Source organism: Streptomyces sp. NPDC026377 (assembly GCF_055567715.1).
Genome location: NZ_JBVHPV010000032.1, coordinates 24,579 through 34,231 on the forward strand (window position 1 = coordinate 24,579; position 9,653 = coordinate 34,231).

At 66.3% G+C, this 9,653-nt stretch carries 7 protein-coding genes and 1 pseudogene; 3 read left to right on the forward strand and 5 right to left on the reverse strand.

Features of this window, described 5'->3' with window-relative positions; all coding sequences use genetic code 11:
- Window positions 1-28 precede the first annotated feature (28 nt).
- Window positions 29-382, reverse strand: coding sequence for a hypothetical protein (locus tag ACZ4MU_RS34395; RefSeq protein ID WP_467883467.1), 354 nt, complete (start codon window positions 380-382; stop codon window positions 29-31).
- A 1,697-nt stretch (window positions 383-2,079) separates the two neighbouring features.
- Between ACZ4MU_RS34395 and ACZ4MU_RS34400 the strand changes: the two genes are divergently transcribed.
- Window positions 2,080-2,916, forward strand: a complete 837-nt coding sequence (locus ACZ4MU_RS34400; protein ID WP_467883468.1) for a hypothetical protein — start codon at window positions 2,080-2,082, stop codon at window positions 2,914-2,916.
- A gap of 367 nt (window positions 2,917-3,283) precedes the next feature.
- On the opposite strand, the gene ACZ4MU_RS34405 is transcribed toward ACZ4MU_RS34400, so the two are convergent.
- Both ACZ4MU_RS34405 and ACZ4MU_RS34410 read right to left on the reverse strand, forming a co-directional pair.
- Window positions 3,284-3,790, reverse strand: a complete 507-nt coding sequence (locus ACZ4MU_RS34405; RefSeq protein WP_467883469.1) for a DUF4760 domain-containing protein — start codon at window positions 3,788-3,790, stop codon at window positions 3,284-3,286.
- Window positions 3,791-4,125: 335 nt separating this feature from the next.
- On the reverse strand, window positions 4,126-4,509 hold the full coding sequence (locus ACZ4MU_RS34410) for a DUF6009 family protein (RefSeq protein ID WP_467883470.1): 384 nt from the start codon (window positions 4,507-4,509) through the stop codon (window positions 4,126-4,128).
- Window positions 4,510-4,672: 163 nt separating this feature from the next.
- Between ACZ4MU_RS34410 and ACZ4MU_RS34415 the strand changes: the two genes are divergently transcribed.
- Complete coding sequence (locus ACZ4MU_RS34415; protein WP_467883471.1) at window positions 4,673-6,385, forward strand: helicase associated domain-containing protein; 1,713 nt, start codon at window positions 4,673-4,675, stop codon at window positions 6,383-6,385.
- A 616-nt stretch (window positions 6,386-7,001) separates the two neighbouring features.
- Here the strand turns inward: ACZ4MU_RS34415 and ACZ4MU_RS34420 are convergent.
- Window positions 7,002-7,637, reverse strand: coding sequence for a hypothetical protein (locus ACZ4MU_RS34420; protein ID WP_467883472.1), 636 nt, complete (start codon window positions 7,635-7,637; stop codon window positions 7,002-7,004).
- Window positions 7,634-8,005, reverse strand: a pseudogene (locus ACZ4MU_RS34425) (hypothetical protein); the annotation flags it as partial. The pseudogene ACZ4MU_RS34425 and the gene ACZ4MU_RS34420, both read right to left, overlap by 4 nt.
- Window positions 8,006-8,422: 417 nt before the next feature.
- On the opposite strand from ACZ4MU_RS34425, the gene ACZ4MU_RS34430 reads away from it, so the two are divergent.
- Window positions 8,423-9,547 (forward strand): IS630 family transposase, encoded by a 1,125-nt coding sequence (locus tag ACZ4MU_RS34430; RefSeq protein ID WP_467883473.1) that lies wholly within the window; start codon window positions 8,423-8,425, stop codon window positions 9,545-9,547.
- The last annotated feature ends 106 nt before the right edge of the window (window positions 9,548-9,653 follow it).

Here is a 9,653-nt window from a genome sequence, read left to right on the forward strand (position 1 = left end):
GTTGAACTGGTGGTGCCCGGTGCTTCGATCACGGCAGTTCGATGATCAAACCGGTCGGTGGCAGGCAGCCGTCGATCAGCCGCAGCAGGCACAAAGCCCCCTGGACTTCCCGCGCCAGCCGACGCCGCCGGCCCGCCGTCATGAACAGACCCCACGGGCCCCGGCCCCCGGCCAACAATCGCCTCAGCAACCAGCACGGCAGTCCCAACAGGCCTGCCGCCCCCGTCACACTCCCCTGATAGCGGCCCACCACCACCGCGGCCTGACCCGACCGCGTCAGCGGAAGGCCACGCTCACACTCCCCACGCTGTACGTCTCCGAGCCGACCGTGACCGTCACACACCAGCCCGGCTATCGCCGTACCGCTCTTTTTGATCGACATGGGGGGGGAGCCTGCACCGGAACGCCTGCGGACAGATTCATCGAACGCCCAGCCGGAAAGCCCCCACCATGCGTGACCAGCTGTGACGTTGCTCGGTGGTTGGCGAAGTTGATCGATAGTTGGCGAGCCGCGGTCTAATCGCTCTGCGTAGTGATCAACGGCGGAGATTGCGGGACGCCGACTACGGTCCGGTGGTCAGCTGAGGCTGTGAGATCTGAAGAGCGACGTGCTGTTCGCTCGGATGCCTGCGGGCTGGAGACCTTGTTCTCCGCGTACACACCCGCAGCTTCCGTACACGAACGGCTCGATCTGCACGACGGGTGGCTTCGCCGGTGGTCTACGACGTGGTGCTTCAACGGCGACCTGGTCGTCGGTCCGGTGCGGGACCTGGCGACGGTGCCGGTGTTGTCGACTCAGCCCGTACGCAGGTTCACCTGGCGCGCTCGACAGCGGCATCGTCCGGGGCTGCACTTCATGGTTTCTACCGGCCGTCATCACGGGTTCGAGTCCTTGGAGGAGTCCAGGCTGTTGCTGGCGCTCGACTTCGTGACGGTGGCCGAGGTGCTCCCAGCCGTTCCGGATCGCTTTCGAGCACGTAGGGGGACGTGCTGAACACATCCCGGACTTCCTCGCGATCATGCCGAACGGCGGCCGGTGGCTGTTCGATGTCCGCCCGCGCCAACTGGTGGGCGAGAACGACGCGGTGAAGTTCGCGGCCGCCGAAACCGCGAGGCAGTCGAGCTGACGGGGCGTCGTAGAACGGCAGCGTCACGACGCAGATGGCTGCCGTCCCGTGAGGCCTACCCGAGCCCCCACGGTGGACAACAGGCGGTCCAAGGCCTCAAGGGCCTGTGGGTGTACCTCGTGGGGGCTCTGTGCCCTGGCCAGCGCACCCAGTAGTCCGTCCTGGACCTCCGACCCGTTCCGTAGCGTGCGGAGAGTTGTGTGCCCTTGCAGGCGGAGAAAGACTCCGAAGATCTCTGCCGGTTCCGCACCTGCAGGGGCCGCCTGGCGCACGGCAACCCCGACGTCCTCCGCCTGGCGTACGCGGTCCTCGCCGCAGAGATCGACGAGCGCAGCGGATCTTGCGCTGTTGCCGGTTCGAGAGAGCCTGGGCGTGCTCCACCGATACTGCCAGGAACTCGAATACCTCTTCGTGGCGAAGGAACTGCGGGTCGTACGTTCTGATGGCCTGCTGCATCGAGTAGGTGTACTCGGCCTGCGAACGCAGGGCGTGGAATCGTGAACGCAAGGCGATCTCGGCAACCGCCCGTGCTTTGCCGAATTCCTGCCGGCGAGCGAGCCAGTGAGCCATAACGAACCCGAGAAGGACCGTGGTCAGCGCCGCGACAGGCACGGTGGTCACAACGGTGTTGGCCAGAGACTGCGCGAGGAGCATCTGCGGCTCCTTTCGTGCCAGCGGTCAGGGTGCCGCGCTCACGTGGAGGCTGGAGGCTACCGCGCTTTGCACACGCGCGTGAGAGAGATGAGCAGCTCTGGACGCTCAAGACCCCGACGACTGTCGCACGCCTCGACCAGCAGCACGTGGAGTCAGGAGCCAGCTGTCGCTATCGGCGGCCGCGGCGGACTCTTCCTTCTCGGCGGTCTTGTTGGGGGACGGTGTTGTTGGCCATGGTGCGCGCGCTGTGCGGGCTTCGTACCGCTACCGTCGCCTCCTGAATCGAATGGGAGGCACGATGAACCGCGTGGCCAGGTTCTGGACTGAAACTGCACCTTCGGCGCGGTGGGTTACCTGCATATCCGTGCCGCTCGGTGTGGTGATGGCGTCCATCGGGGTCTATGGAGACACACGCGGGTGGTGGGAGCATCGCGGCTTCCTGACCAACTTGCTCTCCAGCATGACGAGCGTCCTCTTCGGCGTCCCGACAGCCCTGATCATGTTGAGCTGGTTGGGGACTCACCAGGCTGAGGCGCAGGAACGCCGGGCCACAGTTCGACGGGCTCGACTGGCTGTTGACCAGCTACGAGAGGCGCTCTTGCAGAACCTCGCGCCAACCGATATGAGCGAACTCAAGCGAGAGCTGAGTGCGCTGGGGATGTCCAACCACCAGCAGACCGGTGCGATGCGTGCACTACGCATGCAGCCAACAAGTGACAACCTCCGAAACACGTTCCGGGCCGAGCATGCAGAGCGGGAGAGAGCAATCGACGCATGTTTGGCTGATCGTCACAGCAGGACCGTCAACGAATGGCTCGGCGACATTACGGTGAGTTGGAGAAACCTGGACGAAGAGATTCGGCCACGTTTGGAGAGCCTCGGTCTGCGCTGGCTGCCCACCGCGGACTATCTTCATCTGCAACGCGCGATGACGCACCTGCATGAATGTCGGGGCGCCTTCTACAGCCTGGAGCGAGACGTCCCGATCCTGCTCGGCGAGACGTCATCCACCGAAGAGGAACTTGGGCGAAAGTTCACCCGTGTTGAGAAGGAGTTGCGAGCCTCGCACTACATAACGGTTGCGCTCGCTGCCCTGCTCGACAAACTCGATGAGCTGCAACGAATCGCTACCTAACCGGCAATGCCCGGCGCTCTCGCGACCTTGCCGGACAGCGGACTGCCAGGCTCCCACGCCCCGTAGCCCAGTGGGCCCCCTTGGCCACGCTGCCAGGGATCCGAATCCTGATCCTCATGGACCATGCGCAGGGCGAGGCAGCCAAGAGATCCGGTCACCGAGGTGCCAGGGATCAACCCGAGTGCGTCGTTTACCGATTTTCGCCGGAAAATGGTTCGCACAACACGACAGGACCGTAAAGACCGCCGCTGACAATTATATCCCCACGGGAAAACCCTCTTAGGCCCTGAAGACCACAACCCGCAGCCTCGCCCCCTGCTCGAATCCACTGGTTTTCGACTGAGCACGTCAAGTTACTGAGGTGCTCTCACAAGACGCCCTGCCGATCCCAGTACTCAACGCCTAGGACACGTGAGCTCTGGTAACGGCGCACTAGTCGCTCGAAGTGCACGCTCTCAAGCGGAGAGGCGTGGGTGCGCCGTTCCAGGATGAATGGCTCGATAGCAGCCCATACCTGCGGCGGGGAGCGGTGGAAGCAGGCCAGCACGAGGTCGAAGGTCAGTAGTTTTTTCTCGACCAACACTCCTAGAATTTCCAGTTGATCGTGAAGTTGCCAGAAGGAATGGTAATCGTCACTACTCATGTTGGCCGGGTCAAAATTCTCAGGCGGTCCGAACTCGCCAAGTATGAGGCGCCATCGGAAATGACGCGCCGCCGATGCGTGATACTTCTCCTGGAAGGAGAGGAGAAGTTGCACGTTCCGCGAGAGGCGCGCTTCCTTGATCTGCGAGTAGGCGAAGAACGAGGCGATGATCACGAATACAGTGCCCACTGCGGCGCTTACGGCCCCGATAGCCCCCCAGAAATCCGCCATGCCTGCAGTACAGCATGGATTCGGGCCCTCGGGTAGACGGCGTAGCGCAGGCGCCATTCTCCGATTGCGCGGCTTTGCTCTCACAGGCACATCCGGCGTCGGGAACAGAGGCTCATCCACAGCGGCCGTACCTTGTTCACTCGCAGCACTGCCGAGTGCGCCCCCTCGACCGGGCAGCAGCATCGGGCAACCTCAACTTCCATCACGCGGAGTTCGGCGGTCCCACTGCGGGTGGGCCCCGTAGGGTCAGCAGCGTTCAGGGCGGTGCAGTCCTGGCGGAGCTCCGCGAGCGTCCTCGTGTGGCGTGTCCGTGCGGTCGTTCACTCGCAGAGGAGTCAGGAGCCAGCTACCACTATGGCGCCAGTGCCCTGCTGGGAGCGGGGAGTCTTCTCGCCGACGCGGCCCGCTTCGATGGTGCGGGGGTCAACGGCTTCGCCGGGGGCGCCGATCTGGTAGACGCCGTCGGGCTGGGTGTCGCGGTCGTGGGGCAGGAGGAAGAAGACCCGGCGGCGGTGCAGGCCGCTGTCGGGGTCGGCTTCGGCGTGCTGGTCGAGTTCGGTGTAGCCGATCATGCGGCCGTCACGGTGGTAGCGGGGCTTGCCGCGTCGGCGGGGGGTTTTGTCCAGGGCGTGGCGGACGTAGTCGAGCGGCGTCGGGTCTTCCAGCCACACCACGTCGCTCTCGTGGCGCAGTTCGCTCTCGTGCAGTAGCGAGCTCACAGCTGCGGCCCCTTCCGGTCGGTGGTGCGGCGAAGTCCTGGGCCGCCGTGCACGACCAGGAGAAGATCCCTGCTGTGCGCCGGCTGTACATGACCGCCACCGCCCGCATCTGGGAAGCCCAAGCCCCGGTAACCAGCAAGGCGCGGCACGGCTGGTCGCGAGCATGGACGAGGACTCGGAGGTGTTCGGTCCGGTCGCCTACAAGCTGAAGCTGTCCGAAGCCATCAACCGCGGCCTGGTCGCCCCCTACCAAGTCATCTGCATCGACATCCGTGACCCTGGGCTCCACCAGGCCTACGCGCTGGGTGAGCGGGGCTCGGATGCGGTGCGCGGGGCACGCCTGGCGGCGTTGCAGACCGGTCTGCTCACTGCGGCGGCGAAGGAGAACCTGCGCAAGATCCTGACCCTCCACAGCCGCGTCGCCGAGGCCGAAGCCATGGCGCAGGGTGTGGCCGCTGTGGCCACACAGTTGCACGATCAGGAGCCGGGCCGGTACGCGCCTGTGGAGCGGGTGTGGGCGGACTGGCTGTGCGGTGAACACGCCCCCGGCCACCGCAGGGCGGTGCTGGACACCTTCGCGTCCGACGTCATCGACATGCCGGGAAAGGAGACTCCGCAACCGGCCGCATTGCGGATTTTGAGCTCCGTAAAAGTGCTCGGGGAAGGCGTTGATACAGCCCAATGTGACGCGGTCGCTTTCTGTGATGCTCGGGGGTCGATGGTCGATATTGTGCAGATGGTCGGGCGTGCTCTGCGCATGAATCCCGGCGAGGGGAAAGTCGCCTCACTTATCGTGCCGGTATTCCTCGGACCGGACGAGGAAAACAATGAAATGCTCATCTCGGATGCGTACGGCACACTCGCGAAGATCCTCGAAGCACTGCGGGCGCACGACACGGAGACCATCGAAGCTCTTGCCGATTCCCGGCCGCGTAGCGGCAGTTGGGACGCTGAAAGGGGTGGAGAGGACGAGGGCCAGGGCGCGGACGACGGCGCCTTGGGGACAGAGAGCGGGCTGGTGCGGGGTGGGACGGCGGCGCGGCTGCTGCGGTTCAGTACGCCGCGTGATCCGGCGGAGCTGGCGCGGTTTGTGAGGCTGCGGGTGATCGAGCCGGAGAACGGGTATTGGCGGCGGGGCATTCAGGCCGCCACCCGGTACGTGACCGAGTCCGGTGCGGCGGAGCTGAGGGTGGCGTACGACTACATCACCCCCGGGGAATGGCGGCCTGCGGGGTTCCCGCTGGGGACGTGGCTGGCGGATCAGCGCAGGCACTACAACGCCGGGCGCCTCAGTGCGGAGCGCGCCGCCCAGCTCGATGGACTGGGGATGGTGTGGTCACACCAGGGCGTGGCGTTTGAGGAAGGGTTGTCGGTGGCGCGGTCCTGGACGGCCGCGCACGGCCACTTCCTGCCCCCGGCCACAGCCGTGTGGGAGGGCTATCCCATCGGGGTCTGGGCCAAGAACCAGCGGGCGGCCGGGCGGAGGGCGCTGGTGAACATCGCGCGCCGGGAGGCGGGGCTGTCCGTGGACGCGGCCGGGGCAATGCCACCGACGCGCATGGACGCGCTGGACGACCTCGGCCCCGGCTGGTGCCCCGCATGGGATGCCAACTGGCAGTGCTGCTTCCAGCTCACCAAAGCCCACACCGACAACGGCGGGCCGCTGCCGCTGGCTGCGGGTGAGGTCATCGTCCAAGGCGAAGACCTCGGGCGGTGGGTCACCGCACAACGCGCGGGGTGGGAGCAGCTGTCGGTGGGGCAGCGGGTCCTGCTGGAGATCCTGGGAGTGGAGCCGCTCCAGGCGCCGGCGCAACCGGTGACGCGCACGCAGGACGCCAAATGGGCCCTCAACCTCGCGGCCGCACGGCAGTACTAGCACGGGAAGGGCATCTGAACGTCCCAAGAAAGCACGTCGAGCGACTCAAGCGACCAGACACCGGACACCACCCCCGAGACAACCCGGGCAGCCACCGGACGGCCGTAGAGACCACAGTCCAGGTCAAGCTCGGCACCTTCCTCGACAACACGAGGTGACGCGCCACCAAACTCAACCCTAGGCGCCGGGCGGAACTCAACGCCCTCGGCATGCGCTGGTGACGTGTGCAGCCGCCGCGCAGAGACGGCGCGGGGAACGTGCCCGTGGCGGTACAGGAAGCGGTTCGCTGCCCGTCGGACATACACTCCCACCCTGATCTACAGGTCAGTGAGTCGCTTCCTGAGCGCAGCACGTCCGTCAGTCGACTGGCGAAGGCGGCCACCGCAACGTCTACGTCAACATGGTCAACCTCAGCGACACCGACTTCTGGCGCCAGTACACGCCCGTCAGCAGCACCCGCTGCTGGGTCTGGCGCCCACAGCCGCCAGGGCCGCACACCGGGCACCGACGCCCCTCATGCCGTGGAGATCGAGGCGCAGCACAGCGTTGCCCCGTGCAGGACGGCCTCCTCAGCATCACCCTTGGCATGACCCGCCCTCCCGTGGAGCGTACCCATCTACGGCGTCCGCGCCTGGGCTACGGAACCTTTCCTGGCCCGGTAGATGGGCGCAGCGTTACGAAGCCCTGGTTGCGGGTAAATCGGCGGGCCAAGACCAGTCACCTTGTGATTAGCCCAGGTGCGGACGTCGTAGATGTGTACGGGCGGGCCCGGTTGCGGGTTGCGAGTGAGAGTGACGGATGTCGCGTGGTCAGTGCCGGATCCGTCGAGGTAGTCAAGTAGCAGCTGAGCCGCCTGCCAGTCGGGCGGCACCTCGGTAAAATTAAGGTTCACACTGTCGCCGACGTTCATGAGGCCAAGCGACCACGGCTCGGGGCCGATACTCCCGCTCGTGTTGGGGAGTTCGAGGGCGGCCCGTACGTGGACGGCTGGCCCGCGTCCGGTGTTGCGGATGCTGACTGTGAACACGTTTTCGTTGTCCGACGAACGTGGGCCGTAGTGGCCGGTGATGGGCAGCAGCGCGGGCAGTGACTGGGCCCGCTGCTCAGCTACCGTGGCGCGGGCCAACCGCCATGTGTAGAAGGCAAGGCCGCCGGTACCGAGCGCTAGGGCCAGAGTGCCGAGCCCCACCAGGGCGTCCCAATCCCAAGCCCAGGCAGAGTGCTTGGTCGCAGCCGCAAGCACACGTCTCATCGCGCTCCCCTCCCAGACCCTGCCTCGGCGTACACCTGGGCATCATCAGGTTGAGTTCCCGACAAGGCGCATCGGTATGCCGGCCGGAGGGAACTGTCGCGTGGTGACCGGCTGCCGGCCAGGAGGCTGGCCGCGACGGGCCAGCGGGCGGCGACCTCGGCGGCCGGGACCGCGGCCAACCGGGCAGGCAGCGCGACTAGGACCACGATCAGGCTCATCGCCTTGTTCAGGATGACGGCCGAGAGCGCAGCGAATCCGCAGAAGCTGATCAGCAGCGGCAGGCGGAATTCGGCGACGCCCAGCCCGATCATCCCGCCCAGGACGCCGATGGCCGCTCCCGCACCGGTCACCACGGGTGCTGAGTGCGTTGGCCGGAGGGGATGGGGGTCTGGTCCGTGCTCATGACGGGCACCCTCGCTGGTGGCCTGCCTCTGCTGCTACGGCCCGCTCCGACCCTCGGGGCAAGCCACCGGGCATCCGCTCCTAATTCGTTCGGACTCCGAGAATCGGCTGCGAAGGCCCATAGGCGGCGGGCGTCGCGCGGACGCGGAGTGAGCCGGACGTAGTCATTGGCACATCCGTCCGCAGCTGCCTCGATGAAGGCGGTACGGGCACGCGCCCGGACCAGCTCGTCCTCCTGCTCTACCCGGCGCTGTTCCGCCTCCGCCCGGCGCAGCGTGGAGGCGGCCTCCACCGACAGCAGCGCCTAGTGCTGGATTCCACATTCACCGGGTATATGTCCTTGTGGCGGGGTGGTTCGGGTGCTCGGGGGCGGGTGCTGGACGGTGGTGTTACGGGCGCGGCCGAGCCGTGACGAGAATGAGCAGCGGGTCGTTCGTCGGCTGTCGCGAGCGCGCAAGGCGCCGCGGGATCTGGTGCTGCGGGCCCGGATGGTCGAATTGAGCTGGTCCGGGCAGCGTGTGCCGGCCATCGCGGACGAGTTGAGGTGTAGTCCCAAGACGGTCCGCTGCTGGTTGCACCGCTTCAACCGTTCGGGTCTGGACGGCTTGGAGGATCTGGGCGGGCGGGGCCGCAAGCGGCGGATCACCGAGGCGGAACGCTCAAGAATCATCGGCTTGGTCAAGCAGTCGCCGCCGGGCCGGCTGGCCGTGCAGGCGAATGGAGAGCTGGCGGCGGAGGATGAGTCCGGGCCGCCGGAGTGGACCCTGGACGCGCTGGCTGCTGAGGCTCAGCGACTGGGCATCGAGGTCGGCCGCAGCCAGGTCCGCCGGATCCTGCTGGCCGAAGGGGTGCGCTGGCGCCGCACCCGGTCCTGGACCCGCTCGAGACGTGGACTTCGAGGGAAAAGGACCAGGATCATCGGGCTCTATACCTGCCCGCCCGAAGGCGCGACGGTCGTCTGTGCCGACGAGCTCGGACCGGTGATCCCCCGCACATTCCCGTCGGCGCCGGGCTGGTCGCCGGACGGCCACCGCATCAAGTCTGCAGTCGATTACGGCCGCGGGCCGGAGAAGACCTGGGTCTACGGCGCGCTGCGAATACGGGACGGACACGAGACCACCATGACCGCCTCCTCCCGCAATAGTGCCTTCTACCAGCAGTTTCTTCAGAAAGTCGAGGCAGCCAACCCTCTCGGTGACATCTACGTGGTAGCCGACAACCTGTCCTCCCACAACAGCCTGTCCACCCGGATCTGGCTGGAGGGCCACCCCAGGATCCGGCACGTCTTCATTCCTGTCGGCGCCTGCTGCCTCAACCTCCAGGAAGGCTGGTGGTGCATCTTCCGCAAGGCCGCCCTCGCCGGTCAGTCCTTCGCCGGACCACCCGAGATCGACCAAGCCACCCGCCTCGCAACATCCCAGCTCAACACCCGAGCCCGGCCCTGGGTATGGGGGCGACCCGCACCATCAACTCGCCTCTTACGCCGACGATATGTGTACCTCCTTTGAGGAATCCAGCACTAGGCACTGTTTCTCGGATCTCCTGACAGAGGTGGGGTGTTGAGGCCAGGCTGTCTGTATGGGCCGTGGGGATCTGACGAACGCGGAGTGGGAC